Source organism: Buttiauxella warmboldiae (genome assembly GCF_003818135.1).
GTDB classification, from domain to species: domain Bacteria; phylum Pseudomonadota; class Gammaproteobacteria; order Enterobacterales; family Enterobacteriaceae; genus Buttiauxella; species Buttiauxella warmboldiae.
On sequence record NZ_RPOH01000043.1, the window covers coordinates 1 to 26,446 of the forward strand.

Below are 26,446 nucleotides of genomic sequence, written 5' to 3' on the forward strand. Positions count from 1 at the left end.
CCTTAAACGATCAGCATTAACCTTAGGGTGCTTTTTTGCTATCTGAAAATCCCTTCCTCCCTCATATCAATTTTAATTCCTTATTTATCAACTGAATGTTTCATTTTTGTTATGAAAATGGAAATTGTTTTTGATTTTAAAAAATCATGAAGTAGTCTTAATTCTGTTGATTGAAAACCAGACGCTGGACGTACCAGATAAAATAAGCGCCAGGAATGGAATAAAATGAGGGGAAAGATCCAATGACACAACAGACAGTTAGCACCGAGCTGGCCTTTAGCCAGCCGTTTGGTGAACAGGAAAAACAGATCCTGACGCCTGATGCCGTCGAGTTTCTTAGTGAACTCGTTACCCGCTTTAGCGCGCAGCGTAACAGACTACTGGCGGCACGCACCGTCCAGCAGGCAGCAATTGATAGCGGTACACTGCCGGATTTTATTTCGGAAACCAGTTCCATTCGTGAATCTGAATGGACTATTCGCGGAATCCCGGCGGACTTGCTCGATCGTCGCGTTGAGATCACAGGGCCTGTCGAACGCAAAATGGTGATTAATGCACTCAATGCTAACGTCAAAGTTTTTATGGCTGATTTTGAAGACTCTCTGGCGCCGAGCTGGGGCAAGGTTATCGACGGTCAAATCAATCTGCGTGATGCCATCAACGGCACCATTAGCTGGACCAACGAAGCCGGCAAAATTTACCAGTTAAGGCCAGATCCAGCGGTGTTGGTTTGCCGCGTGCGTGGCCTGCACTTACCGGAAAAGCATGTGATCTGGCGCGATGAGCCGATCCCGGGCAGCCTGTTTGATTTCGCTCTCTACTTCTTCCACAACGTTGATGCTTTGTTGGCAAAAGGCAGCGGCCCATATTTCTACCTGCCAAAAACACAATCCTGGCAGGAAGCCGCCTGGTGGAGCGATATTTTCAGCTTTACCGAAGATCGCTTCTCGCTGGCGCGCGGCACCATCAAGGCAACGCTGCTGATTGAAACGCTGCCTGCGGTATTCCAGATGGATGAGATCCTGCACGCGCTGCGCGATCACATCGTTGGCCTCAACTGTGGCCGCTGGGACTATATTTTTAGCTACATCAAAACCCTGAAAAACTATCCGGATCGCGTTTTGCCAGACCGCCAGTCCGTCACCATGGATAAGCCTTTCCTGAACGCGTATTCACGCCTGCTGATCAAAACTTGTCACCGCCGTGGAGCTTTCGCCATGGGTGGCATGGCGGCATTTATTCCGAGTAAAGAGAGCGCCCGTAACGACTGGGTGCTCAATAAAGTTAAAGCAGATAAGCAAATGGAAGCAGCCAACGGCCACGACGGCACATGGATTGCGCACCCAGGCCTTGCCGACACGGTGATTGAAGTTTTTAACAATGCGCTGGGCGACGAGAAAAACCAGCTGCATGTTTTGCGTGAAGAAGATGCCCCGATTACGGCTGCACAGCTGCTGGAACCGTGCCCTGGCGAGCGAACAGAAGCAGGCATGCGCGCCAATATCCGCGTGGCAGTGCAGTACATCGAAGCATGGATTTCGGGCAATGGCTGCGTGCCGATTTACGGCCTGATGGAAGATGCCGCGACGGCAGAAATCTCGCGCACCTCTATCTGGCAGTGGATCCACCATCAAAAAACGTTGAGCAACGGCGAAACGGTCACCAGAGATCTGTTCCGCCAGATGCTGGCCGAAGAGATGCTCGTTATTCAGCAAGAGCTGGGCGACAAACATTTCAGCCAGGGGCGCTTTGATGAAGCCGCTCGCCTGATGGAACAAATCACCACTTCCGAAACGTTAATCGACTTCCTGACGCTGCCGGGCTACCGCCTGCTTGCTTAAACCCTACACATTAAAAAAATATGGAGCATCTGCCATGACTAAAACCTCACGCAACCAACAAATCCAACAATTAAAAGAAGACTGGACGCAAGCACGATGGGAAGGGATCAAGCGCCCGTACAGCGCGGAAGAGGTGGTGAAATTGCGTGGTTCTGTGAACCCGGAATGTACGCTGGCGCAAAATGGCGCAGCCAGAATGTGGCGCTTGCTGCATGGCGAATCGAAAAAGGGCTACATCAACAGCCTTGGCGCGTTAACTGGCGGGCAAGCGTTGCAGCAGGCGAAAGCAGGTATTGAAGCGATCTATCTTTCTGGCTGGCAGGTGGCGGCAGATGCGAACCTGGCAGCCAGCATGTATCCGGATCAATCACTGTACCCGGCAAACTCCGTGCCTGCGGTCGTCGATCGGATCAACAACACCTTCCGTCGCGCCGATCAGATCCAGTGGGCGTCGAATATTGAGCCGGGCGATCCGCGTTATGTTGATTACTACCTGCCGATCGTGGCTGATGCTGAAGCTGGGTTTGGTGGCGTACTGAACGCGTTCGAGCTGATGAAATCGATGATCCAGGCGGGTGCGGCGGCGGTTCACTTTGAAGATCAGCTGGCATCGGTGAAGAAATGCGGCCATATGGGGGGCAAAGTTTTAGTTCCGACTCAGGAGGCGATTCAGAAACTGGTTGCGGCACGCCTGGCAGCAGACGTGATGGGCGTTCCAACGCTGGTGATTGCCCGAACCGATGCCGACGCCGCGGATTTAATTACTTCTGATTGCGACGAATACGACCGCGAATTTATTACCGGCGAGCGCACGCAGGAAGGGTTCTATCGTACCCGTGCTGGCATTGAGCAGGCTATCAGCCGTGGCCTTGCTTACGCGCCGTATGCCGATTTAGTGTGGTGTGAAACCTCGAAGCCAGATCTTGAACAGGCGCGTCGCTTTGCTGATGCCATTCATGCTCGCTTCCCAGGTAAGCTGCTGGCCTACAACTGTTCGCCATCGTTTAACTGGAAGAAAAACCTCGACGACAAAACCATTGCTTCGTTCCAGGAGGAGCTGTCAGCAATGGGCTACAAATACCAGTTCATCACGCTCGCGGGCATTCACAGCATGTGGTTCAACATGTTCGACCTGGCGCACGCTTACGCGCAGGGTGAGGGCATGCGCCATTACGTTGAGAAAGTGCAGCAGCCAGAGTTTGCCGCCGCGACCGAAGGCTACACCTTCGTATCTCATCAGCAGGAAGTCGGCACCGGCTATTTCGACAATGTGACGACGATTATCCAGGGGGGAGCTTCTTCGGTAACTGCATTAACGGGTTCAACGGAAGAAGAGCAGTTCTGAGTTCTTGTCGGGCGGGTAAGCATTGCGTCATCCGCCATTTAAAGGCGAAGGTGGAAGACGCTTCGCTTTTCCACCCTGCATTTATATGGAGTGCGTTATGACTCGTAGGCTGGAACTGTTAATCGCCCATACTATCCTGCAGGGTTTTGATGCACAGTATGGACGCTTTCTGGAAGTGACCGCCGGCGCACAGCAGCGCTTCGAGCAGGCGGACTGGCATGCGGTGCAGCGGGCGATGAAAAGCCGTATCCATCTCTACGATCACCATGTCGGTCTGGTGGTTGAACAATTGCGCTGCATTACCGACGGCCAGCATACGGACGACGAATTTTTATTGCGTGTCAAAGCGCAATACACCCAGTTATTGCCCGATTACCCTCGCTTTGAAATTGCCGAAAGCTTTTTTAATTCCGTTTATTGTCGACTTTTCGATCACCGCAGGTTATCTCCCGAGCGGCTTTTTATTTTCAGCTCTCAGGACGAAACGCGCTTTCGCGCCATTCCTCGCCCGCTGTCAAAAACCTTTACCCCAGCTTTAGGCTGGCAGCCCCTTTTGCGTTCTTTGCTGCGGGATTTGCCTTTGCGCCTGCCGTGGCAGGATTTAGCTCGCGATGCCGGTTACATCATCGCGCATTTGAGTGAAACTTTCGGCGCTGAGGCTTTGCAACAGGCTTCACTCGACATTGCCAACGAACTGTTTTACCGCAATAAAGCCGCCTGGCTGGTAGGAAAACTGGTTCTGCCAACGGGCAAAGTGCCATTTTTGCTGCCGATACACCGTACGGATGAAGGAACGCTGGTCATCGATACCTGCCTGACCAGCCCTTCTGAGGCGAGCATCGTTTTTGGTTTCGCCCGTTCGTACTTTATGGTTTACGCCCCGCAGCCTGCGGCGTTAGTGGAATGGCTACGCGAATTATTACCCGGTAAAACCACTGCCGAGCTGTATATGGCGATTGGCTGCCAGAAGCACGGTAAAACAGAAAGTTACCGTGAATATCTGACCTACATATCAAACACGAATGAGCAGTTTATTGAAGCGCCGGGCATTCGCGGCATGGTGATGCTGGTGTTTACGCTGCCTGGTTTTGACCGGGTATTCAAAGTGATTAAAGACAAGTTTGCGCCACAGAAAGAGGTTACCGCCGGGCGTGTGCGCGAATGCTATCAGCTGGTCAAAGAGCACGATCGCGTTGGGCGTATGGCTGATACCCAGGAATTTGAAAATTTTGTACTCGCGAAGCATCAAATAAGCCAGCCGCTGCTGGAGCTCTTAAAGCAGGAAGTGCCGGAAAAACTCACCGATCTGGGCGACAGCCTCGCCATCAGCCACTTGTATATTGAACGGCGTATGGTGCCGCTGAATCTGTGGCTGGAGCAGGCAGAAGGCCAGCAGTTACGCGATGCCGTGGAGGAGTATGGCAACGCCATTCGCCAGCTTGCGGCGGCGAATATTTTCCCCGGCGACATGCTGTTTAAAAACTTTGGCGTCACCCGCCACGGGCGCGTGGTGTTCTACGATTACGATGAAATTTGCTATATGACCGAAGTGAATTTCCGCGATGTGCCGCCGCCGCGCTACCCGGAGGACGAACTCTCCGCCGAGCCGTGGTACAGCGTGGCACCGGGAGATGTTTTTCCGGAAGAGTTTCGCCACTATTTATGCGCTGACCCGCGTATTCGCCAGCTCTTTGATGAGATGCACAGCGAGCTGTTCCGGGCTGATTACTGGCGCGGGTTGCAGGAAAGGATCCGCAACGGCTATGTAGAAGATGTTTACGCTTACCGCCGTCGCCAGCGGTTTATTCTGCGTTTCGGCGAGGTAAAGCAGGCGGGTTAGCGCCCGCCGCCGTAAGCCTGGGTAATCTCTTTCGCGGCTTTAATCACTAACGCGCCCAGCTCGGTTACGCGGTCATCCGTGATGCGAGAAATCGGGCCGGAAATCGAAATGGCGGCAAAGGCTTCATGGTGCTCGTCATAAATACAGGCCGCCACGCAGCGCAGCCCCAGCGCATGCTCTTCATCATCAAACGAATAGCCGCGTTTGCGCGTCTGCGCTAAATCTTCTTTCAGGTGCAGGGGTGAAGTCAGGGTGGCAGGCGTGTAGCTGTGCAGGCCTTTGCGATGCAGCAGCGTTGCCACCTGATCGTCACTCAGATTCGCCAGAAACACCTTCCCGGCACCTGAAGCATGCATTGGCAGCTTGCCGCCAATCGGTGCGGACATGCGCATCAGCTGGGCGCACTGCACCTGGTCGATAATAATCGCCTGACGATCGCTGTGGTCGAGCACCGCCAGATTCACGGTTTCGCCGGAATCTTCCATCAGCTTACGCAAAATAGGGTGAACAATGGCCAGCAGGTTACGGCTTTGCAGGAAGCTGCTGCCGACGACAAACGCGTGGGCACCAATCGTCCAGTGCCCGAGATCGCCCGTCTGGCGCACAAAGCCGAGCTGCTGCATGGTAGTTAACAGGCGGTGGGTGGTGGAGTTAGGTAAGCCAGCCTGCTGCGCCAGTTCGGTGAGCGCAACGCTACCGTGGGATTCGGCAATCCATTCAAGCAGTTTCAGGCCGCGAGTCAGCGACTGAACTTGTCCGGTAGGCTGAGGCGCGGCCACGGTGGTGGCAGCGCGCGGTTTTTTTCCACGTTTGGCGGGAACGGCAGCAACCATAACTGACTCCTGTTTTCGTATCGTGGAAATCATTTTCGTTTTATTTGACGATAATGCAACCCGCAACCGACTCATCGGAGCAGTCAGGTGAACATGTCTCATGTTCGATTACTTTGCGACTATTACAACTTGTGACAGTATGACTTGTTGGGCTGACAGGCTTGGGTAAACAGGTGGGAGCGAGAGTGAGCAATAAATTAGAAAAACTGCATCAGCAGTTGCAACAACGCATTTTGGTGCTGGATGGCGGTATGGGAACCATGATCCAGAGCTACCGTTTTGATGAGAGCGATTTTCGCGGTGAGCGCTTTGCGGACTGGCCGTGCGATCTGAAAGGGAACAACGATTTACTGGTGCTGAGCAAACCGGAAACCATTGCCGCAATCCACTATGCCTACTTTGAAGCGGGTGCCGACATCGTCGAAACCAATACCTTCAACTCCACCACCATCGCGATGGCGGATTACCAGATGGAATCCCTGTCGGCAGAAATAAACTACGAAGCGGCAAAGCTGGCTCGTGCCTGTGCCGATGAATGGACCGCACGCACGCCGGAAAAACCACGCTACGTGGCAGGTGTGTTAGGCCCAACCAACCGTACCGCGTCCATTTCACCGGACGTAAACGACCCCGCGTTTCGTAACGTTAGCTTTGATCAGCTGGTGGATGCGTATCGCGAATCCACACGTGCGCTGGTGGAGGGCGGTGCCGATCTGATTATGATCGAAACGGTGTTTGATACCCTGAACGCCAAAGCGGCTATTTTTGCCGTGAAAACCGAATTTGAAGCGCTGGGCGTCGATCTGCCGATCATGATTTCCGGCACCATTACCGACGCGTCTGGCCGCACCCTTTCCGGGCAAACCACCGAAGCGTTTTATAACTCATTGCGCCATGCGGATGCGCTGACCTTTGGCCTTAACTGCGCGCTGGGGCCGGATGAATTGCGCCAGTACGTGGCAGAACTTTCGCGCATTGCCGAATGTTACGTGACCGCGCACCCGAACGCCGGGCTGCCGAATGCTTTCGGTGAGTACGATTTAGATGCCAGAGAAATGGCAAAACAGATTGGCGAATGGGCGCAGGCCGGCTTCCTGAATATCATCGGTGGCTGCTGTGGCACCACGCCGGAACATATCGCCGCGATGAGCAAAGCGGTTGAAGGCGTTGCGCCGCGTAAATTGCCTGACCTGCCAGTCGCCTGTCGTTTAGCAGGGCTTGAGCCGCTGAATATCACCGCAGAAAGCCTGTTTGTGAACGTCGGTGAACGTACCAACGTGACGGGTTCTGCCAAATTTAAGCGTCTGATCAAAGAAGATAAATACAACGAAGCGCTGGAAGTCGCACTTCAGCAGGTTGAAAGCGGTGCGCAAATCATCGATATCAATATGGATGAAGGAATGCTCGACGCCGAAGCGGCGATGGTGCGTTTCCTCAACCTGATTGCCGGTGAACCGGATATCGCCCGCGTACCCATCATGATTGACTCCTCGAAATGGGACGTCATCGAAAAAGGCCTGAAATGCATTCAGGGCAAAGGCATCGTTAACTCGATCTCCATGAAAGAGGGGATCGAGCCGTTTATCCACCACGCCAAATTAGTGCGCCGTTACGGTGCTGCGATGGTGGTGATGGCCTTTGATGAAGTCGGCCAGGCCGATACCCGCGAGCGCAAAATTGAAATTTGCCGCCGCGCCTACAAAATTCTGACCGAAGAGGTCGGCTTCCCGCCGGAAGACATTATTTTCGACCCGAATATTTTTGCCGTCGCGACGGGTATCGAAGAGCACAACAACTACGCCCAGGACTTTATCGGCGCCTGCGAAGACATCAAGCGCGAGCTGCCGCATGCCCTGATTTCTGGCGGCGTGTCGAACGTATCGTTCTCATTCCGTGGCAACGATCCGGTGCGCGAAGCGATTCACGCGGTATTCCTCTATTACGCTATCCGCAACGGTATGGATATGGGGATCGTCAACGCCGGGCAACTGGCGATATATGACGACCTGTCGCAGGAACTGCGTGACGCGGTAGAAGACGTCATCCTGAATCGCCGCGATGACAGCACCGAACGCCTGTTGGATCTGGCGGAAAAATATCGCGGTAGCAAAATCGACGATGGCGCAAACGCGCAGCAGGCCGAATGGCGTAGCTGGGAGGTGAAAAAGCGTCTTGAATATTCGCTGGTCAAAGGGATCACCGAGTTTATTGAACTCGATACCGAAGAGGCCCGCCAGCAGGCCGCGCGCCCAATTGAGGTCATTGAAGGCCCGCTGATGGACGGCATGAACGTCGTAGGCGACCTGTTTGGCGAAGGGAAAATGTTCCTGCCGCAGGTGGTGAAATCGGCCCGCGTAATGAAACAGGCGGTGGCGTACCTCGAACCGTACATTGAGGCCAGCAAAGAAAAAGGCTCCACCAACGGTAAAATCGTGCTGGCGACGGTGAAAGGCGACGTTCACGACATCGGCAAAAACATCGTCGGCGTAGTGCTGCAGTGCAACAATTACGAAATCATCGACCTTGGCGTAATGGTGCCAACCGAGAAAATTTTGAAAACTGCCCGTGAAGTGGGGGCGGATATTATCGGCCTCTCCGGGCTGATTACGCCGTCGCTGGACGAAATGGTTAACGTCGCCAAAGAGATGGAGCGCCAGGGCTTTACGCTACCGCTGCTGATCGGTGGAGCGACGACTTCTAAAGCGCACACGGCGGTGAAAATCGAGCAAAACTACAGTGGCCCAACGGTTTATGTGCAGAACGCCTCGCGCACCGTCGGCGTGGTTTCTGCATTACTTTCGCCGACCCAGCATGACGAATTTGTCGCACGCACGCGCAAAGAATATGTCACGGTGCGTACTCAGCATGGGCGTAAAAAACCACGGACTCCGCCGGTAACGCTTGCCGCTGCGCGTGAAAACGATCTGGCGTTCGACTGGGCAAGCTACACGCCTCCGGTTCCTCATCGCCCGGGCGTGCAGGAAGTGACTGCCAGCATCGAAACGCTGCGCAACTACATCGACTGGACGCCGTTCTTTATGACCTGGTCGCTGGCCGGGAAATATCCACGCATCCTCGAAGATGAAGTGGTGGGTGAAGAAGCAAAACGCTTGTTCAAAGAGGCGAACGAGATGCTCGACAAGCTGCACGCGGAAAAATTACTGACGCCGCGTGGCGTGGTGGGGCTATTCCCGGCAAACCGTGTCGATGACGATATCGAAATTTACCACGATGAATCCCGGACCCGGGTGAAAACCGTGGCGCACCATCTGCGTCAGCAAACCGAGAAAGTGGGCTTCGCCAACTACTGTCTGGCGGATTATGTTGCGCCAAAACTCAGCGGTAAAGCGGATTACATCGGTGCCTTTGCGGTCACCGGTGGCATGGAAGAAGACGCGCTGGCCGCAGGTTTTGAAGCACAGCACGATGATTACAATAAAATCATGGTGAAAGCGCTTGCTGACCGCCTGGCAGAAGCTTTTGCGGAATATCTGCATGAACGCGTGCGTAAGGTTTACTGGGGCTATGCGCCAACGGAAAATCTGAGCAACGATGAGCTGATCCGCGAAAACTATCAGGGGATCCGCCCGGCTCCTGGCTACCCGGCCTGCCCGGAACACACGGAGAAAGCGACTATCTGGGAGCTGCTGGACGTCGAAAATATGGTGGGCATGAAGCTTACGGAATCCTACGCGATGTGGCCAGGCGCCTCGGTTTCCGGCTGGTATTTCAGCCATCCTGATAGCAAATACTACGCTGTGGCGCAGATCCAACGCGATCAGGTAGAAGATTATGCGCGTCGTAAAGGAATGCCCGTTACTGATGTTGAACGTTGGTTAGCACCTAACCTGGGCTATGACGCCGACTAGCTCGCGTCGACCCTCACCCGGCCCTCTCCTTGATGGAGAGCGGGTGAGGGGGTTAGCCCGAAACGCTTAATTGTCGCCAGGCGTTATATACTGGAAAGAGAAGGAATTTCTTAACGTCAATTGATTGGGAGAACGCGTGCTTACCTTACTGCATCTGCTTTCGGCGGTGGCGCTACTGGTATGGGGTACGCACATTGTGCGTACCGGTATCATGCGGGTCTATGGCGCGAATCTCCGTAGCGTCCTGAGCCGCAGCGTTGAAAAAAAACCGTTTGCCTTCTGCGCCGGCATTGGCGTCACCGCGCTGGTGCAAAGCAGCAATGCCACCACTATGCTGGTGACCTCTTTTGTGGCCCAGGACCTGGTGGCGCTGACGCCTGCGTTAGTCATTGTGCTGGGAGCAGATGTGGGGACGGCGCTCATGGCGCGTATCCTGACCTTCGATCTTTCCTGGCTCTCGCCGTTGCTGATCTTCCTTGGGGTGATTTTCTTCCTGAGCCGCAAACAGACGCGAGCCGGGCAGCTTGGCCGCGTGAGTATTGGGCTCGGGCTGATTTTACTGGCGCTGGAGTTGATTGTGGCCGCCGTCACGCCAATAACCCAGGCATCCGGTGTTCAGGTGATTTTTGCTTCGTTGACCGGCGATATTATGCTCGACGCGCTGATTGGCGCGTTGTTCGCCATTATCAGCTATTCAAGCCTGGCCGCGGTGCTGCTGACCGCCACGCTGACCTCTGCCGGAATCATCTCGTTTGATGTTGCATTATGCCTGGTGATTGGGGCTAATCTAGGCTCAGGCCTGCTGGCGATGATCAACAACAGTACCGCCAACGCTGCGGCCCGTCGCGTTGCGCTTGGCAGCCTGTTGTTTAAGCTGGTGGGCGGCGCGATAGTGCTGCCGTTCGTACATCTGCTGGCGGAGTTGATGCAAAAGCTCGCGCAGCCGGAATCTGAACTGGTTATCTATTTCCACGTTTTCTACAACCTGATTCGCTGCGTGGCGATGGTGCCCTTTGCCGGCGTAATGGCGCGTTTTTGCCGCAATGTGATTAGTGAAGCGCCAGAAGTGGATGCGCGTATGAAGCCGAAGCATCTTGATGTGACGGCACTCGATACCCCGGCTCTTGGGCTTTCCAATGCGGCACGCGAAACGTTACGCATGGGAGACGTGCTTGAGCAGATGCTGGAAACCTGGAGCAAAGTAATGCACGGCGAACCGCGCCAGGAAAAGGCGCTGCGTAAGCTCGCCGATGATGTTGATGTGCTGTATACCGCAATCAAACTCTATATGGCGCAGATGCAGAAAGAGGAGCTGGCGGAAGTGGAGTCGCGGCGCTGGGCAGAGATTATTGAGATGTCGCTCAACCTTGAGCAGGCGGCGGATATTCTCGAGCGCATGGGAAGCGAAGTGGCGGATAAATCGCTGGCTACGCGGCGGGCATTCTCACCTGAGGGGCTGAAAGAGCTGGATATTCTGCTGCAACAGCTAACCAACAACCTGAAACTCAGCCTGTCGGTCTTTTTCTCCGCCGACGTGAACAGCGCCCGCCGCCTGCGCCGTAACAAGCATCGTTTCCGTATCCTGAACCGCCGTTTCTCGCATGCCCACGTTGACCGCCTGCATCAGCAAAACGTGCAGAGTATCGAAACCAGCTCGCTGCACCTCGGGCTGCTTGGCGATATGAAACGCCTGAATTCCCTGTTCTGCGCCGTCGCCTATAGCGTGCTGGAACAGCCGGACGATGATGAGCGTGACGACTATTAACTCCGCAGCATCTTCATAATGGAAGATGCTTCTTCCTGAAATGATTATTTATTCTTCTGTCTGATATTCAAGCCGTTTATAATTCAGCCGCTTAACTTTATTAATTACAAGGAGTTCGACCGTGAATATGAAGAAATGGTTGGCTGGGGGACTTTGTATTATGGCCCTGGTGGGATGTTCGGCGCTGGAACGTACTGAACCGGTACGCACACCGCAGACCATTATTACTCAGCATGTAACCCCTGAGCAGGTAAAAGAGGCGATTATCAATGCCGGGCAAGGACGCGACTGGATTATGTCCGTGGCAGGGCCGGGAGTGATTAATGCGACCCAAAACATTCGTAAGCACAGCGTTACCGTGCGCATTAACTATAGCGAAAAAGCCTACACCATCAATTATGTTAGCAGCGTAAATCTGCTGGCATCCGGTGGGGAAATTCACCGCTCATATAATCACTGGGTGAATAATCTGGATAAGGATATTCAGAAAAAATTAGCGCTGATTGCCGCGACGGCGAAATAATCGCTGATAACGGGCAATAACTATCATCTTATTGCCCGTGTTTTCTTTGCCGGAACGGAAAAGTTAGCGAGTGCTTACATTACTGCGGCAAACGCCTGCGCCACGCGCTGGACGTTATTGCTATTCAGCCCCGCCACACACATGCGCCCGCTGGCAATCAGATACACGCCAAACTCATCGCGCAGGCGGTCAACCTGCGCCGCGCTCAGGCCGGTATAGCTGAACATGCCACGCTGTTGCAGCAGGTAGTCGAAATTGCGCTCCGGCATGGCGGTTTTCAGCACTGAAACCAGGGCCTGGCGCATATCGAGAATACGACGGCGCATGGTTTCAACTTCCGCAAGCCAGCTGGCTTTTAACTGCTCGTCGTTAAGCACCAGAGCCACAACCTGCGCACCAAAGTTCGGCGGGCTTGAGTAGTTACGGCGCACGGTGGCTTTCAGCTGCCCCAGCACGCGGCCAGCGGTTGGCGCATCTTTACAGACTACCGAAAGCCCACCCACGCGTTCGCCATACATGGAAAAGATCTTGGAGAATGAGTTGCTGATTAACGCAGGCAGCCCGGCGCTGGCAACCGCACGGATAGCATAGGCATCCGCTTCCATTCCCGCCCCAAAGCCCTGGTAGGCGATATCCAGGAAAGGAATCAGCTCACGCGCCTTGAGGATTTCAACCACTGCATCCCACTGCGCATCCGTCAGGTCGGCACCGGTCGGATTATGGCAGCACGGGTGCAGCAGCACGATGCTTTGTGCAGGCAGCGTATTGAGCGTTTCCAGTAGCGCTTCGAAGCGCACCCCGTTGGTTGCGGGATCGAACCACGGGTAAGTATTGACGGTAAAACCGGCACCGCCAAAGATTGCGATATGGTTTTCCCAGGTTGGATCGCTGACCCATACCTGGGCGTTCGGGAACCAGGTTTTCAGGAAGTCCGCACCCACTTTTAACGCGCCTGAGCCGCCCAGCGTTTGAATGGTGGCAATGCGCTCTTCAGCCAGCGCCGGATGCGCTTCACCAAACAGCAGCGGCGCAATCGCGCTACGGTAGCTGTTCAGACCTTCCATTGGCAGGTAAATTGATGCGCCATGTGGCTGAGCATGCAGGCGTTCTTCCGCTTGCTCAACGGCCTGTAACTGCGGGATGACCCCATCTTCATCGTAATAGAGACCGATGCTGAGATTGACCTTGTCGCTACGCGGATCAACTTTGAAACGCTCCATCAAGGAAAGGATTGGGTCGCCAGCATAGGCGTCAACTTTTTGAAACACGGTGAGGTTCTCCTGGTTTACAGTGTTGCGGACCACCAATGTAAACCGGAAGCTGGGGACAGATCGAGGAGTTTGTTTCCTGAATATCCGGGGGCGAGAAGTGCCGTGCCATCCACCCCCAAAATGCAAAGAAATTAATCGCGGTATTCCATTGCGACCCTTGAAGTCAGGCGCGTAATAAGTTCGTAAGCACTTACTTTTGTTATTTCAGCGATGCGTTCAACCGGCAGGCTGTCGCCCCACATCACCACGCCATCCCCCACTTTTTCCTGCGACTCGGGGCCAAGATCGACACAAATCATGTCCATCGCCACGCGCCCGACGATCGGCACTTCCCGGCCATTGACCCGTACAGGCGTGCCGGAAGGGGCTGCGCGTGGGTAACCGTCACCATAACCAATGGCCACCACGCCCAGACGGGTATCGCGCTGCGCAATCCAGGTGCCGCCATAGCCCACCGCTTCGCCGGCTTTGTGCGCGCGAACCGCAATCAGGCTGGAGGTCAGCGACATCACGGGCTGAAAACCAAAATCCGCGCCCCACGGTTTTTGCTCCAGCGGAGAAACGCCGTACAGAATAATGCCGGGGCGCACCCAGTCCAGATGCGAGTCTGGCCATAGCAGAATGCCGCCAGATGCGCCAATAGAGCGCTCGCCGGGTTTGTCTGCGGTAAACGAATTGAAAATATCAAGCTGGCGCCGGGTGGCGTCAGATTCCGGTTCGTCAGCGCGGGCAAAATGGCTGACGATATTGACCGGCTGGCGGACGTTTTTGCAGCGCGACAGGCGCTGATAGAACGCTTCGGCTTCTTCCGGCAGGATACCCAAACGGTGCATACCGGTATCAAGCTTCATCCACACGGTAATCGGATGGCTTAATTCGGCCTGCTCCAGCGCTTCCAGCTGTTCGATACAGTGGACCGCGGTCTGGAAATTTTGCGCGGCGATGGTCGGCAGGTCGCTGGCATTAAAGAAGCCTTCCAGCAGCAGAACCGGCTGGGTAATCCCGCCTTCCCGCAGCCGGATGCCTTCTTCAAGGCGGGCCACGCCGAAAGCGTCGGCGTCAGTCAGGGTAAGGGCCGTCTCCAGCAGACCATGCCCATAGGCGTTTGCTTTCACGACTGCCACCATACGGCTGGCGGGTGCCAGTTCACGCAGGCGTTGCAGATTGTGTCGCAGAGCGCGGCGGTTAATGATGACGGTTGCCGCTTGCATGTTCTTTCCTTGCTAAAAATGGATATGAGAAACGCTGCAACCCTCTAACTTATTCAGGCCATAAGGGCATTGGCTGCGCTTGCGGGCTGAATGCTGTTGAGGATTTAGTCTTCGTCGTATTGCGGGCCAGCGTAATTATCGAAACGTGAGAATTGCCCGTTAAACGTCAGGCGCACGGTGCCGATTGGGCCGTTACGCTGCTTACCGAGAATGATTTGTGCGATGCCTTTCTCGTCACTGTTGTCGTTATAAACTTCGTCACGATAAATAAACATGATCAAGTCGGCATCCTGCTCGATGGAGCCTGATTCACGCAGGTCGGAGTTTACCGGGCGTTTATCTGCACGTTGTTCCAGGGAGCGGTTAAGCTGCGAAAGCGCAACTACCGGGACTTGTAGCTCTTTTGCCAGCGCTTTTAGCGAGCGCGAAATCTCGGCGATTTCCAGGGTACGGTTGTCCGATAGTGACGGTACGCGCATCAATTGCAGGTAGTCGATCATGATCAGGCTGAGGCCGCCATGCTCACGGTAGATACGGCGCGCACGCGAGCGCACTTCCGTTGGCGTCAGGCCGGATGAGTCATCAATGTACATGTTGCGTTTTTCAAGCAAGATGCCCATGGTGCTGGAAATGCGCGCCCAGTCTTCGTCATCAAGCTGGCCGGTACGGATTTTGGTCTGGTCGACGCGTGACAGCGACGCCAGCATACGCATCATGATCTGCTCGCCGGGCATCTCGAGGCTGAAAATGAGAACCGGTTTTTCCTGCAACATCGCGGCGTTTTCGCACAAGTTCATCGCAAAGGTGGTTTTACCCATCGACGGACGCGCCGCCACGATGATCAGATCCGATTTTTGCAGACCCGCTGTTTTCTTGTTCAAGTCCTGGTAGCCGGTGTCGACGCCCGTTACGCCATCGTGTGGCGTCTGGTAAAGCGTTTCAATACGCGAGACTGTCGCTTCGAGGATTTGGTCGATACTTTTCGGGCCTTCGTCTTTATTCGCACGGCTCTCAGCAATCTGGAACACGCGGGACTCGGCGAGGTCGAGCAAGTCTTCGCTGGTGCGCCCTTGCGGATCGTAACCAGCATCCGCGATTTCATTCGCGACGGAAATCATTTCACGCACTACGGCACGTTCACGCACAATATCAGCATAGGCACTGATGTTCGCAGCACTTGGCGTGTTTTTTGATAATTCGGCCAGGTAGGCGAAACCGCCCACGCTATCCAGGTTGCCCTGAAGTTCCAGTGACTCAGAGAGCGTGATCAGGTCGATGGGCTTGCTCATTTCGAGCAAACGCTGCATTTCGGTGAAGATCATGCGGTGTGGACGGCTGAAAAAATCGTTAGCCACGACGCGCTCGGAAACGTTATCCCAGCGTTCGTTGTCCAGCATTAAACCGCCCAACACCGACTGCTCCGCTTCCAGAGAATGTGGCGGCATTTTCAGCCCTTCCATCTGACGATCGCGGGGTTCTTTCGGTTTGTTGAAGGGTTTATTTCCTGCCATAGTGAGGGAGTTACCAAAATCAGATAAGAGAGACGAGAGTTTACTCTATCTCCCTCCGAGGAAACAGAAGGAGTTCTCATGGCAACACGCATTGAATTTAGTCAGCACGGCGGGCCTGAGGTTTTAAAAGCCGTCGAGTTTACCCCCTCACTGCCCGCAGAACACGAAGTCCAGGTTGAGAATAAAGCCATAGGTATTAACTACATTGATACCTATATTCGCAGCGGCTTATACCCGCCGCCGATGCTGCCAAGCGGCCTCGGTAGCGAAGCGGCAGGTGTGATCTGTAAAGTCGGCAGCCGGGTCACCCATCTTAAAGTCGGCGACCGTGTGGTGTATGCCCAGTCCGGCCTGGGGGCGTATAGCAGCGTGCATAACGTGCCGGCAGACAAGGCGGCGAAACTTCCCGATGCCATCTCTTTCGAACAGGCGGCGGCTTCATTCCTCAAAGGGCTGACGGTCTACTATCTGCTGCGTAAAACTTACCCTATCAAAGCCAACGAGGTATTCCTGTTCCATGCCGCCGCCGGTGGCGTTGGGCTGATAGCCTGCCAGTGGGCCAAAGCCCTGGGAGCAAAAATGATTGGTACGGTAGGTTCGGCTCAGAAAGCGGAGCGCGCCACGCAGGCAGGAGCCTGGCAGACCATCAACTATCGGGAAGAGGATCTTGCCGAACGCGTAAAGGCGTTAACCAACGGCGACAAAGTGGCGGTGGTTTATGACTCGGTCGGTAAAGATACCTGGGAAGCCTCGCTTGATTGCCTGCAGCGTCGGGGATTGATGGTGAGCTTTGGCAACTCTTCCGGGCCGGTCACGGGCGTGAACCTCGGTATTCTTAACCAGAAAGGCTCGCTGTATGTTACTCGCCCGTCATTGAATGGTTACATCACCACGCGTGAAGAGCTGCAAGAGGCCTGCAGTGAACTGTTCTCATTGATTGCCAGCGGGGTGATCAAAGTGGATGTGGCGCAGGCGCAGAAGTTTGCCCTGAGCGACGCCGCGCTGGCGCATAAAACGCTGGAAAGCCGTAGCACCCAGGGTTCTAGCCTATTGATTCCCTGAAAGAATTAGGGCTTCCCGAGGGAAGCCCATTCTTTTTTGTTCGCTCTGTATGTAGGGTACAGCGCGATGAATTCGTTTTTCGCAGCCCGCTAATACTGTCAGATTCGGTAACTAATTGATATGCCACAGGCTGCAAACTTCACCACCAGGATGCGAGGTTGTGATCAACTCCGCAATGCCTGAGCAATTTACCCGGTTATTACTGGCTAAAATTAGCGTTTATCTGCGACCAGCGACAGAGCATGTTCAACCACGGCAATACCCGCCCCCGGTTTATGGGCATTTTCACTCAGATAACGACGCCACTGACGCGCCCCGGGGATCCCCTGGAATAACCCGAGCATATGGCGAGTGACGTGGCCAAGATAAGTGCCGTTTGCCAGCTCGCGCTCAATGTAGGGATACATGGCACGAACCGCCGCTACGGTGTCCACCTCCGGGCTATCAATAGCAAAAATTTCCCGATCGACTGCCGTTAGCAAGCCTGGGTTCTGATAGGCCTCGCGGCCAACCATCACGCCATCCATATGCTCCAGGTGGAGTTTTGCCTCTTCCAGCGTTTTGATCCCGCCGTTGATGGCCATAGTCAGATGGGGGAAGTCGCGCTTGAGCTGGTAAACCCGCGGATAATCCAGCGGCGGAATTTCACGATTTTCCTTCGGGCTTAAACCGGAAAGCCAGGCTTTACGGGCATGAATGATGAACATTTCACATTCGCCTTTCCCGGCCACGGTGCCGATAAAATCACACAAGAATTCGTAGCTGTCCTGCTCATCAATGCCGATACGGGTTTTAACGGTGACAGGAATAGACACCACATCGCGCATCGCTTTGATGCAATCAGCAACGCGCTGGGCATCCGCCATTAAACACGCGCCAAACATGCCGTTTTGCACGCGATCGGATGGGCAGCCGACGTTCAGGTTAATTTCATCGTAGCCACGCGCCTCGGCAAGCTTCGCGCACTGTGCTAATGCAGCAGGATCGCTGCCGCCGAGCTGCAGCGCGATTGGGTGTTCGTCTTCGCTGTACGCCAGATAGTCCCCTTTGCCATGAATAATCGCGCCGGTAGTCACCATTTCGGTGTACAGCAGCGTCTGGCTTGATAACTGGCGCAAGAAATAGCGGCAGTGGCGGTCAGTCCAGTCGAGCATTGGCGCAATGGAGAAGCGTGAAGGACTGTATTTTGGTTCTACGCAGCTATTTATGCTGCTCTGGTGCGGGTTGGTGGTTTCTTTATTTTCGTGCATTTTTGTCTTTATGTCGTATTTTTCTTTATCAACACCCCAGCAATATCCCTTATTTATGGGGGTGTTGAACGAAGGTAAAGGAAAAGCATGACCTACTATAGCATAGAAAAACGTCAACGCGCCGATGGGACCCTACGCTACCGCTGCACCGTGGGCGTAAACGAAGGTGGGGAAATACATCTACCAGGAAAACCTAACATTTAGCAAACAGGTCCATGCCAAAACGTGGAGTAGCTCAGGGCTCCGGCCATCGCTCGCTGAATGTCTTGTGGCAGGTTTATACGGAGTTATAGCCCAAATTCCTGCATGAAAAACTCGAATCCATTAGCAAAAATAACCTCAATAACCTCAATAACCCCGATTCTGCAGGAGTTGTCTGGGCGCTGGTTGATGTAGACTTGCCCCGGTTGATGGAGAAAACGGAAAAATCAACATAACGCTTCCTTCGTTGCTGATCCGCCGTATCGATCAGTTTATCGCTGCACATCCTGACTGAGTATGGTAGCTGTTCCGGCTTCCTGTCCCGCGTTGCGGCTGATAAAGTGATAGGATACGAAAACGTTAAGCCTCGCGAGAGGTTTTACAAGGGGTATAATATAATGATTATTCGTAAATTTTGGGGCTGGGACGAAGCCTCTTTTAACGATTACAAAAACTGCTATTTTCAATACGGTGGAAATTTTTCTTCCCATCCTGATGTGCTGTCTTATATTCATAGTAATGCCGATTGCACAGAGAAATATTTCGTTCATCGTACAGCGGGTGCTGTTGATGGCGCAGTGTGTGTATGGAATAAAAACAAGTTAGCTAATGACATTAGCTCAGATTTAGTCACATCCCATCTATCTATCCCTGTATCAAAAGATGAATTGATTTTACCTTTAACTAAGGAAAGGAATATTATCGTTCCTTTCAAAAGTAAAATTGTATCGCCAATAAATAAAAATATTATTAATAGAAGTGAATTGTTTAATTCAAGAAGAGCCATTTGTCTAGCTAAACCTTTGGAGTCTTTTTCTAATAAAACAGTGAAGAACCGAAAAAGAGAGTTGAGTAAATTCTTAAATGATGGTGGGGAGATAAAGGATCAATCTGAGTTTTCAGCGGATGAGATGTTTGATATATATAACTCTCTTTTTGAAATGCGGAGGGGGAAACAACATCATGACAAAAGAAACGCACTGGAGTTTATTAAAACATTCAGGAGTAATTTTTTTGGAAAAATTCTCTTTTTAAATAACGCACCCTGTGCTTTCATGATGATAACAAATTGTGACTCTAAAAATATTATCTCATTAGACTTCATAAACATTGGAATTAATAAGGAAATAAAAAAACACTCTTTAGGTTCTATTCTGATGTGGGTTAATATAAATGAAGCATATAAAAGCATTGCTTCTGAAGATAAAAAAATTCGATTTTCCTTTGGGCGTCCAACGGCAGATTACAAGAAAATGTGGTGCTTTCAGGAAAAGCTTGGCAGGCTAGTATAAATAAGTCCCCCCATTATTTTTTAGTAATAATGGGGGGGCAGGAACTATATGCTTCTATACCAACCTGTCAATTTAATATATCAGTTAGTTACAGAAAATACCGTGCCAGAACCTATGCTTGCCGTAGTTCCTGAAATGGAATGAGAGTGAGTACCAATCCCAAGGGTATGGTTATGTGCACCGATATACACATTATGAGTGTGACTTCATGCACTGTCTGTTGCTGTCAAGTCTTGATAGTTGAACATGATCCAGACGTCTTCCCCAATTTCCCACGGATTAGCCCTCAATGCTATTCCTTCGAACTGGCGTTTATGGCTACGGTTAAAAAAGGGTCGCTACTATAGCATAAAGCAGCCGTCGGGCACTGCTTGTCCCGGCGGCTATTTTTATCAGAAGGTGGCGCTAAGCCAGGGACAAAGACAATCAGGCCTATTCATAATCTGCTTAATTAAAAGGATGCGGGCAGGCGCACCATTCGGCGTTTTTTGCGCATTGTGGTAAAGTGTAGGGCTAATCTACAGGGGAATGCTGATGGACATCACGACTTCACAAAACGTGTTAGCGCAGGCTGAAAAACTCTGCGAGCAGCGTAATGTGCGCCTGACGCCGCAACGTCTTGAAGTGTTGCGTTTACTAACGCAGCAGGCAGGTGCAATCAGCGCTTATGATTTGCTGGATTTATTGCGAGCCAGTGAACCGCAGGCTAAGCCCCCAACGGTTTATCGTGCGCTCGATTTTCTGCTGGAACAGGGCTTTGTGCACCGCGTTGAGTCAACCAACAGCTACGTTTTATGCCATCTGTTTGATCAGCCCACTCACTCATCGGCGATGTTTATTTGCGACAGATGTGGAGCAGTGAAGGAACATGGTGCGCAAGGCGTGGAAGATATCATGCATCAATTAGCCGCCCAGTTAGGCTTTGCTCTGCATCATAATGTTATTGAGGCTCATGGTTTATGCAGCGCCTGTGCGGAAGTGGAAGCCTGTAGCCACCAGGAAACCTGCGGGCATGACCATAGCGTTGAGTCGAAGAAAAAATCTCGTTAGGCGTTTGAACGCCTGAGACCGGAACGGTACTTCCTTGTACCAGGGCAGGGTTAACACATTTGCGGGAAACTCATTACCAACGGTATTTGTTGCGAGTTTCCCAATCAACGACTTCTTCCTCTGCCTGGTCCTTTTCATACCCATAACGTTCCTGGATTTTGCCGACCAGCTGATCGCGTTTGCCTTCGATGACGGTCATGTCATCATCAGTCAGTTTGCCCCATTTCTCTTTTACTGTGCCTTTGAACTGTTTCCAGTTACCGCCGATTTCGTCTTTATTCATCATCATATCCTCATCGTTCGGTGAAAAAGTACTAACAAAAATTACCCTCGTCCGGGTGTTTCCGTCTGGCTGACGCCCTGTTTCTGCTGGACGTGGAAATAATTGTAGTCAAGGATATGGTGATATAGGGAAAACTAAGAATCTTTAACTTAACGGCTTAAGCTTGCACATTGTTAAACCAGGTCTTTTCTTTCCAGTGCCGGCGCCATATCCACCCCAGAGACAAACCTCGGAGCGCAAGGAACACGGCCAGAGAAAGCCACAGGCCGTGGTTGCCTAAATAGGGCACGCTAAACATCGACAGGCCAAAGCCCAACGCCGCGACAGCCATGCTATTACGCATTTCTGTTCCCCGAGTTGCGCCAATAAACATGCCGTCGAGTAAATAGCACCATACTCCTACGACGGGCAAAATTATCTGCCAGTGCAAATAGCTATCCGCCTGCTTCTGTAGCTCAGGAATAGAGGTCAGTAACGCAACGATTTGTTCGCCAGATAAGGCATAAACCCCGGCGAACAGCAGCGCAACTAAACCAGCCTGACGACAGGCGGCCCCCCAGACTTCAAGCAATTGGCCGCGATTCTTTGCACCATAAGCCTGCCCTGAATGGGCTTCAACCGCGTAAGCAAAACCATCAAGCGCATAGGCCGTGAAGGTTAGCAGCGTCATCAGAACCGCATTAACGGCGACAATTTCACTGCCTAAGCGCGCACCAACGATGGTCACTGACGCAAAGCAAAGCTGTAATAATAGCGAGCGCAACATAATGTCGCGGTTAAGGGCCAGCAAACGCCGAACGTTACCGCGCCAGGCCTGTTTGAGCATCGTATAGCTGATACCACGCAGACCCATCGCCTTTTTCACCATCAGCAAGCCGAGGATAAAGGTGGCGTATTCAGCGGTGACCGTGGCAAGAGCCGCGCCCTGAACATTCATCTGCAGCCCCATCACCAGCCACACATCAAGCACGATATTGAGCACATTGCCCACCACCAGCAGGATAACCGGCGCCCGCGCGTACTGAACGCCTAATAGCCAGCCAAGCAGCACAAGATTGGCAAGTGAAGCTGGAGCACTCAGCCAGCGGATCTCAAGAAAACGTTGCGCCTGTATGAGGAGATCCTGATGACCACCGACAATATGCAGCGCCAGGGCGATGAGGGGCGCTCGCAGCAGGACAATCACGGCTCCGGCTCCCAGAGCCAGCAATAAAGGCTGAACCAGTGCGCGAGCTAAGGCCGAAGGATTATTGGCACCAAAAGCCTGGGCGGTTAAGCCGGTGGTGCTCATACGCAGAAACAGCAACAGCATGAATAAAAAGCTGGTTGCTGTGGCGCCGATTGCAACGCCGCCGAGGTAAACCGGGCTATCCAGATGGCCAATGACCGCGGTATCAACCAGCCCCAATAACGGTACGGTGATGTTGGAGAAAATCATGGGTAAGGCGAGGCGCCAGAGGGCACTATCAGCCGTGGAAAAAAGTCGCATGGCTAATCCAGCAAGAGAGGTGAGAATCAGGAAGAGGGTGATGCACGTAAGCGCGCATCACCTGAAGAAACTTACAGCCAGTCGCCGTTACGAATAACCCCAACTGCCAACCCTTCAATGGAGAAGTTATGCTCGCGCAGGTCAACCACAATAGGTTCGAATTCGCTGTTTTCTGGCAGAAGATGAACCGTATTACCCTGCTGTTTTAAACGCTTAACGGTCACTTCATCGTCAATACGTGCCACCACCACCTGGCCGTTACGCACCTCTTGCGTTTTATGCACCGCAAGCAGGTCGCCATCCATAATACCGATGTCTTTCATCGACATGCCGCTGACGCGCAGCAGGAAATCGGCATTAGGTTTAAACAGCGTGGGGTCCACCTGGTAATGACCTTCGATATGCTGCTGGGCAAGCAGCGGTTCGCCTGCCGCTACGCGGCCGACCAGTGGAATACCGCTGACCTCTTCGACCAATAAGCGAATACCGCGGGATGCGCCAGAGACAATTTCAAGCACGCCTTTACGGGCAAGCGCTTTTAAATGCTCTTCAGCGGCGTTTGGAGAACGGAACCCCAGACGTTGAGCAATCTCGGCACGAGTTGGTGGCATGCCGGTCTGGTTGATATGATCCCGAATAAGATCAAACACCTCTTGCTGCCTGGTAGTTAACGCTTTCATTCCGCCCCCTGGGTGTTTATACAGTTATGCTGTGAGTATATACAGTCAAAGGCGAATTTGGAACCATAAATTAAGCAAAAAACCAGAGGCTTAACTATTCTGGAATGACTATCGCAAATGCTGCCACAGCAAGGTTATCCAGGTCACCACGGCGAGAAGGATGGCGATGAGGACCGCGGCGGAGCCCATATCTTTAGCGCGCCCTGAAAGTTCGTGATAATCAGTGCCTACACGGTCAACAAGTGCCTCAATCGCGCTATTAAGGATCTCGACAATCATCACCAGCACCACGGAGCCGATGAGCAAAATACGGGTGATGGGATCGACATCTAACCAGCAGGCGATGGCAATGGCGATAACGGCGCAAACCCCCTCCTGGCGGAAAGCCGCTTCGTTGAGCCAGGCCGCTTTGATCCCTTTCCATGAATAGCCTGCGGCTTTAATAATGCGGGTAAATCCAGTGGTACTGCTCGCCATTTCGGGAAACCTTTTTAAATTATTAGCATTAAAGCTTATCAAAAGTGCAACGCCACAGAAATCTGGGTCAGATTCTGATATTCTGGCGGCGAATTTGCATCATTAACCTGAGGCTTTACATCGTTTATGTCAGGCTGGCCAAGAATCTACTACAAATTACTTAATTTACCATTAGGCGTTCTGGTAAAAAGCAAGTCCATTCCGGCAGATCCACAGGCCGAACTGGGCTTAGATCCCACACGCCCAATCATGTACGTTCTGCCCTATAACTCAAAGGCGGACTTATTAACGCTGCGCGCACAATGCCTCGCGCATCACTTGCCCGACCCCTTCGAACCGTTAGAAATCGACGGCGCGCTCTTGCCGCGCTATGTCTTTATTCATGGCGGCCCGCGTGTCTTTACCTATTACACGCCAAAAGAAGAGTCGATCAAGCTGTTCCATGATTACCTCGACTTACACCGCAGCAATCCCAATCTGGATGTGCAGATGGTGCCGGTATCGGTGATGTTTGGCCGCTCGCCGGGGCGCGAAAAAGGCGAGGTGAATCCGCCATTAAAGATGCTGAACGGCGTGCAGAAGTTTTTTGCCGTCTCCTGGCTTGGCCGCGACAGCTTTGTGCGTTTCTCAGCCCCGGTTTCGCTGCGCCAGATGGCCACCGATCACGGTACTGACAAAAAGATCGCCCAGAAACTGGCGCGCGTTGCGCGTATGCACTTTGCTCGCCAGCGTTTAGCGACTGTCGGGCCGCGTTTGCCGGTGCGCCAGGATCTGTTTAATAAACTTCTGGCATCAAAAGCTATCGCCCGTGCGGTAGAAGATGAAGCACGCAGCAAGAAAATCTCCCATGAAAAAGCGCAGCAAAATGCCGTGGCGTTGATGGAAGAGATTGCGGCTAACTTCTCTTATGAAGCCGTGCGCTTGACCGATCGCGTGTTAGGTCTGACGTGGAACCGTTTATACCAGGGGATTAACGTGCACAACGCTGAGCGCGTGCGCCAGCTGGCACACGACGGGCATGAGATTGTCTACGTTCCCTGCCACCGCAGCCACATGGATTACATGCTGCTGTCTTACGTGCTTTATCATCAGGGGCTGGTTCCGCCGCATATCGCCGCCGGTATTAACCTGAACTTCTGGCCAGCAGGCCCGATTTTCCGCCGCCTCGGCGCGTTCTTTATTCGCCGCACTTTTAAAGGCAGTAAACTCTACTCTACCGTGTTCCGTGAATATCTTGGCGAGCTGTTTAGCCGCGGTTATTCCGTTGAATACTTCGTGGAAGGCGGGCGTTCCCGTACCGGGCGTTTGCTTGACCCGAAAACCGGCACGCTGTCGATGACTATTCAGGCCATGCTGCGCGGCGGTACACGCCCCATTACATTAGTGCCGATCTACATCGGCTACGAGCATGTAATGGAAGTGGGGACCTACGCCAAAGAGCTGCGCGGCGCGACGAAAGAGAAAGAGAGCTTTATGCAGATGGTGCGCGGGCTGAGCAAGCTGCGTAACCTCGGCCAGGGCTATGTTAACTTCGGTGAACCGATGCCGCTGATGACATTCCTCAACCAGCGCGTGCCTGAGTGGCGTGATTCAATCGACCCCATCGAAGCGATTCGCCCGGCGTGGCTGACGCCAACGGTCAATGAAATTGCCGCTGAGCTGATGGTGCGCATCAACAATGCCGGCGCGGCAAACGCCATGAACCTGTGCTGTACCGCGCTGCTTGCGTCGCGTCAGCGTTCACTCACTCGTGAGCAATTGACCGAGCAGCTCAACTGCTACCTGAGCCTGCTGCGTAACGTGCCGTATTCACCGGATGCGACCACGCCAGACCAGCCAGCAGAAGCGCTGATCGAACACGCGTTGCAGATGAACAAGTTTGAGGTAGAGAAGGACACTATCGGTGACATCATCATTCTGCCGCGCGAGCAGGCGGTGTTGATGACCTACTACCGTAACAACATCCTGCATATGCTGGTGTTGCCTTCGCTGCTGGCCGCGATTATCACGCAGCACCGCCATATTTCACGCGTTGAGCTACTGCGTCAGGTGGAAGTACTTTACCCGATGCTGAAAGCTGAGCTTTTCCTGCGCTGGAATACCGCTGAGCTTGCCGGTGAAATGGATGTCCTGCTCAATGAGCTGGTAGCCCAGGGGTTGGTTAGCCTTGCGGGCGATGAGGTGCTGATTAATCCGGCGCGCTCACGCACCATGCAGCTTCTGGCTGCTGGGGTGCGCGAAACGCTGCAACGTTACGCGATTACTTTCTGGCTGCTGAGCGCTAACCCATCGATTAACCGCGGGACGCTGGAGCGTGAAAGCCGCACCGTTGCCCAACGTTTGTCAGTGCTGCACGGCATTAACGCACCGGAGTTCTTTGATAAAGCCGTGTTCACCTCGCTGGTATTAACCCTGCGTGATGAAGGCTATATCAGCGACACCGGAGATGCCGAGCCAACCGAAACCATGAAGGTCTACCAGATGCTGGCAGAGCTGATTATGCCGGATGTGCGTTTGACGATTGAGAGTGCGACGTCGCAGGCTGCGGCTGAGTAAGACAAGAAGGCGGGGAAACCCGCCTCAGACTGATGACAAACCCACGTGTTTCGCAAAACGAACATCGGCCATCAATAAAAAAGAAGGAAAAACCACG

General features: G+C 53.1%; 19 protein-coding genes. 10 read left to right on the forward strand and 9 right to left on the reverse strand.

Annotation, left to right across the window (positions count from 1 at the left end; all coding sequences use genetic code 11):
- Positions 1-242 precede the first annotated feature (242 nt).
- From aceB to aceK, 3 genes are all read left to right on the forward strand, one after another.
- Entirely contained in the window at positions 243-1,841 is a 1,599-nt protein-coding gene (aceB, locus tag EHN07_RS11650; protein ID WP_124024304.1) for a malate synthase A, read from the forward strand.
- Between the two features lie 34 nt (positions 1,842-1,875).
- Positions 1,876-3,186, forward strand: coding sequence for an isocitrate lyase (gene aceA, locus EHN07_RS11655; RefSeq protein WP_124024305.1), 1,311 nt, complete (start codon positions 1,876-1,878; stop codon positions 3,184-3,186).
- A gap of 97 nt (positions 3,187-3,283) precedes the next feature.
- Positions 3,284-5,026 (forward strand): bifunctional isocitrate dehydrogenase kinase/phosphatase, encoded by a 1,743-nt coding sequence (aceK, locus tag EHN07_RS11660; protein ID WP_124024306.1) that lies wholly within the window; start codon positions 3,284-3,286, stop codon positions 5,024-5,026.
- On the opposite strand, the gene iclR is transcribed toward aceK, so the two are convergent.
- Entirely contained in the window at positions 5,023-5,859 is an 837-nt protein-coding gene (gene iclR, locus EHN07_RS11665) for a glyoxylate bypass operon transcriptional repressor IclR (RefSeq protein ID WP_124024307.1), read from the reverse strand. The two genes, aceK and iclR, sit on opposite strands and share 4 nt — an antisense overlap.
- Positions 5,860-6,044: 185 nt before the next feature.
- Between iclR and metH the strand changes: the two genes are divergently transcribed.
- The 3 genes from metH (at position 6,045) to EHN07_RS11680 (ending at position 12,016) form a co-directional block, all read left to right on the forward strand.
- Entirely contained in the window at positions 6,045-9,728 is a 3,684-nt protein-coding gene (gene metH, locus EHN07_RS11670) for a methionine synthase (protein ID WP_124024308.1), read from the forward strand.
- A gap of 136 nt (positions 9,729-9,864) precedes the next feature.
- A complete protein-coding gene (locus EHN07_RS11675) occupies positions 9,865-11,493 on the forward strand; it encodes a Na/Pi cotransporter family protein (RefSeq protein WP_124024309.1) in 1,629 nt (542 codons plus the stop codon).
- 127 nt (positions 11,494-11,620) lie between these two features.
- A complete protein-coding gene (locus EHN07_RS11680; protein ID WP_124024321.1) occupies positions 11,621-12,016 on the forward strand; it encodes a hypothetical protein in 396 nt (131 codons plus the stop codon).
- 74 nt (positions 12,017-12,090) lie between these two features.
- Here the strand turns inward: EHN07_RS11680 and tyrB are convergent, their stop codons facing one another.
- The 3 genes from tyrB to dnaB form a co-directional block, all read right to left on the reverse strand.
- A complete protein-coding gene (tyrB, locus tag EHN07_RS11685) occupies positions 12,091-13,284 on the reverse strand; it encodes an aromatic amino acid transaminase (protein WP_124024310.1) in 1,194 nt (397 codons plus the stop codon).
- 134 nt (positions 13,285-13,418) lie between these two features.
- Positions 13,419-14,498: an alanine racemase gene (gene alr, locus EHN07_RS11690; RefSeq protein WP_124024311.1), complete on the reverse strand. Its 1,080-nt coding sequence runs from the start codon at positions 14,496-14,498 to the stop codon at positions 13,419-13,421.
- A gap of 104 nt (positions 14,499-14,602) precedes the next feature.
- Positions 14,603-16,009: a replicative DNA helicase gene (gene dnaB / locus EHN07_RS11695; protein ID WP_124024312.1), complete on the reverse strand. Its 1,407-nt coding sequence runs from the start codon at positions 16,007-16,009 to the stop codon at positions 14,603-14,605.
- 78 nt (positions 16,010-16,087) lie between these two features.
- Between dnaB and EHN07_RS11700 the strand changes: the two genes are divergently transcribed.
- Positions 16,088-17,071, forward strand: a complete 984-nt coding sequence (locus EHN07_RS11700) for a quinone oxidoreductase (protein ID WP_124024313.1) — start codon at positions 16,088-16,090, stop codon at positions 17,069-17,071.
- Positions 17,072-17,283: 212 nt separating this feature from the next.
- Here the strand turns inward: EHN07_RS11700 and dusA are convergent, their stop codons facing one another.
- Positions 17,284-18,321 carry a tRNA dihydrouridine(20/20a) synthase DusA gene (gene dusA / locus EHN07_RS11705; protein WP_124024314.1) on the reverse strand — a complete coding sequence of 346 codons (1,038 nt, stop codon included), beginning with the start codon at positions 18,319-18,321 and terminating at the stop codon, positions 17,284-17,286.
- Positions 18,322-18,920: 599 nt separating this feature from the next.
- On the opposite strand from dusA, the gene EHN07_RS11720 reads away from it, so the two are divergent.
- Both EHN07_RS11720 and zur read left to right on the forward strand, forming a co-directional pair.
- On the forward strand, positions 18,921-19,814 hold the full coding sequence (locus EHN07_RS11720) for a GNAT family protein (protein ID WP_124024322.1): 894 nt from the start codon (positions 18,921-18,923) through the stop codon (positions 19,812-19,814).
- 534 nt (positions 19,815-20,348) lie between these two features.
- Positions 20,349-20,864, forward strand: coding sequence for a zinc uptake transcriptional repressor Zur (gene zur, locus EHN07_RS11730; RefSeq protein WP_124024315.1), 516 nt, complete (start codon positions 20,349-20,351; stop codon positions 20,862-20,864).
- Positions 20,865-20,937: 73 nt separating this feature from the next.
- Here zur and EHN07_RS11735 read toward each other — a convergent pair whose 3' ends face one another.
- From EHN07_RS11735 to EHN07_RS11750, 4 genes are all read right to left on the reverse strand, one after another.
- Positions 20,938-21,147, reverse strand: coding sequence for a CsbD family protein (locus EHN07_RS11735; RefSeq protein WP_124024316.1), 210 nt, complete (start codon positions 21,145-21,147; stop codon positions 20,938-20,940).
- A 157-nt stretch (positions 21,148-21,304) separates the two neighbouring features.
- Positions 21,305-22,636, reverse strand: coding sequence for an MATE family efflux transporter DinF (gene dinF / locus EHN07_RS11740; RefSeq protein WP_124024317.1), 1,332 nt, complete (start codon positions 22,634-22,636; stop codon positions 21,305-21,307).
- Between the two features lie 71 nt (positions 22,637-22,707).
- Positions 22,708-23,316 (reverse strand): transcriptional repressor LexA, encoded by a 609-nt coding sequence (gene lexA, locus EHN07_RS11745; RefSeq protein WP_124024318.1) that lies wholly within the window; start codon positions 23,314-23,316, stop codon positions 22,708-22,710.
- Between the two features lie 108 nt (positions 23,317-23,424).
- Positions 23,425-23,793 carry a diacylglycerol kinase gene (locus EHN07_RS11750; protein ID WP_124024319.1) on the reverse strand — a complete coding sequence of 123 codons (369 nt, stop codon included), beginning with the start codon at positions 23,791-23,793 and terminating at the stop codon, positions 23,425-23,427.
- A gap of 126 nt (positions 23,794-23,919) precedes the next feature.
- On the opposite strand from EHN07_RS11750, the gene plsB reads away from it, so the two are divergent.
- A complete protein-coding gene (gene plsB, locus EHN07_RS11755; protein WP_124024320.1) occupies positions 23,920-26,349 on the forward strand; it encodes a glycerol-3-phosphate 1-O-acyltransferase PlsB in 2,430 nt (809 codons plus the stop codon).
- The last annotated feature ends 97 nt before the right edge of the window (positions 26,350-26,446 follow it).

Bases quoted from the DNA above. Each gene is read 5' to 3' on its own strand.
- aceK (WP_124024306.1), top strand. From the start codon at position 3,284: ATGACTCGTAGGCTGGAACTGTTAATCGCCCATACTATCCTGCAGGGT.
- aceB (WP_124024304.1), top strand. From the start codon at position 243: ATGACACAACAGACAGTTAGCACCGAGCTGGCCTTTAGCCAGCCGTTT.
- iclR (WP_124024307.1), bottom strand. From the start codon at position 5,859: ATGGTTGCTGCCGTTCCCGCCAAACGTGGAAAAAAACCGCGCGCTGCC.
- dusA (WP_124024314.1), bottom strand. From the start codon at position 18,321: ATGCACGAAAATAAAGAAACCACCAACCCGCACCAGAGCAGCATAAAT.
- dnaB (WP_124024312.1), bottom strand. From the start codon at position 16,009: ATGGCAGGAAATAAACCCTTCAACAAACCGAAAGAACCCCGCGATCGT.
- EHN07_RS11720 (WP_124024322.1), top strand. From the start codon at position 18,921: ATGATTATTCGTAAATTTTGGGGCTGGGACGAAGCCTCTTTTAACGAT.
- EHN07_RS11750 (WP_124024319.1), bottom strand. From the start codon at position 23,793: ATGGCGAGCAGTACCACTGGATTTACCCGCATTATTAAAGCCGCAGGC.
- plsB (WP_124024320.1), top strand. From the start codon at position 23,920: ATGTCAGGCTGGCCAAGAATCTACTACAAATTACTTAATTTACCATTA.
- lexA (WP_124024318.1), bottom strand. From the start codon at position 23,316: ATGAAAGCGTTAACTACCAGGCAGCAAGAGGTGTTTGATCTTATTCGG.
- EHN07_RS11700 (WP_124024313.1), top strand. From the start codon at position 16,088: ATGGCAACACGCATTGAATTTAGTCAGCACGGCGGGCCTGAGGTTTTA.
- dinF (WP_124024317.1), bottom strand. From the start codon at position 22,636: ATGCGACTTTTTTCCACGGCTGATAGTGCCCTCTGGCGCCTCGCCTTA.
- zur (WP_124024315.1), top strand. From the start codon at position 20,349: ATGGACATCACGACTTCACAAAACGTGTTAGCGCAGGCTGAAAAACTC.
- aceA (WP_124024305.1), top strand. From the start codon at position 1,876: ATGACTAAAACCTCACGCAACCAACAAATCCAACAATTAAAAGAAGAC.
- alr (WP_124024311.1), bottom strand. From the start codon at position 14,498: ATGCAAGCGGCAACCGTCATCATTAACCGCCGCGCTCTGCGACACAAT.
- EHN07_RS11680 (WP_124024321.1), top strand. From the start codon at position 11,621: ATGAAGAAATGGTTGGCTGGGGGACTTTGTATTATGGCCCTGGTGGGA.
- EHN07_RS11735 (WP_124024316.1), bottom strand. From the start codon at position 21,147: ATGAATAAAGACGAAATCGGCGGTAACTGGAAACAGTTCAAAGGCACA.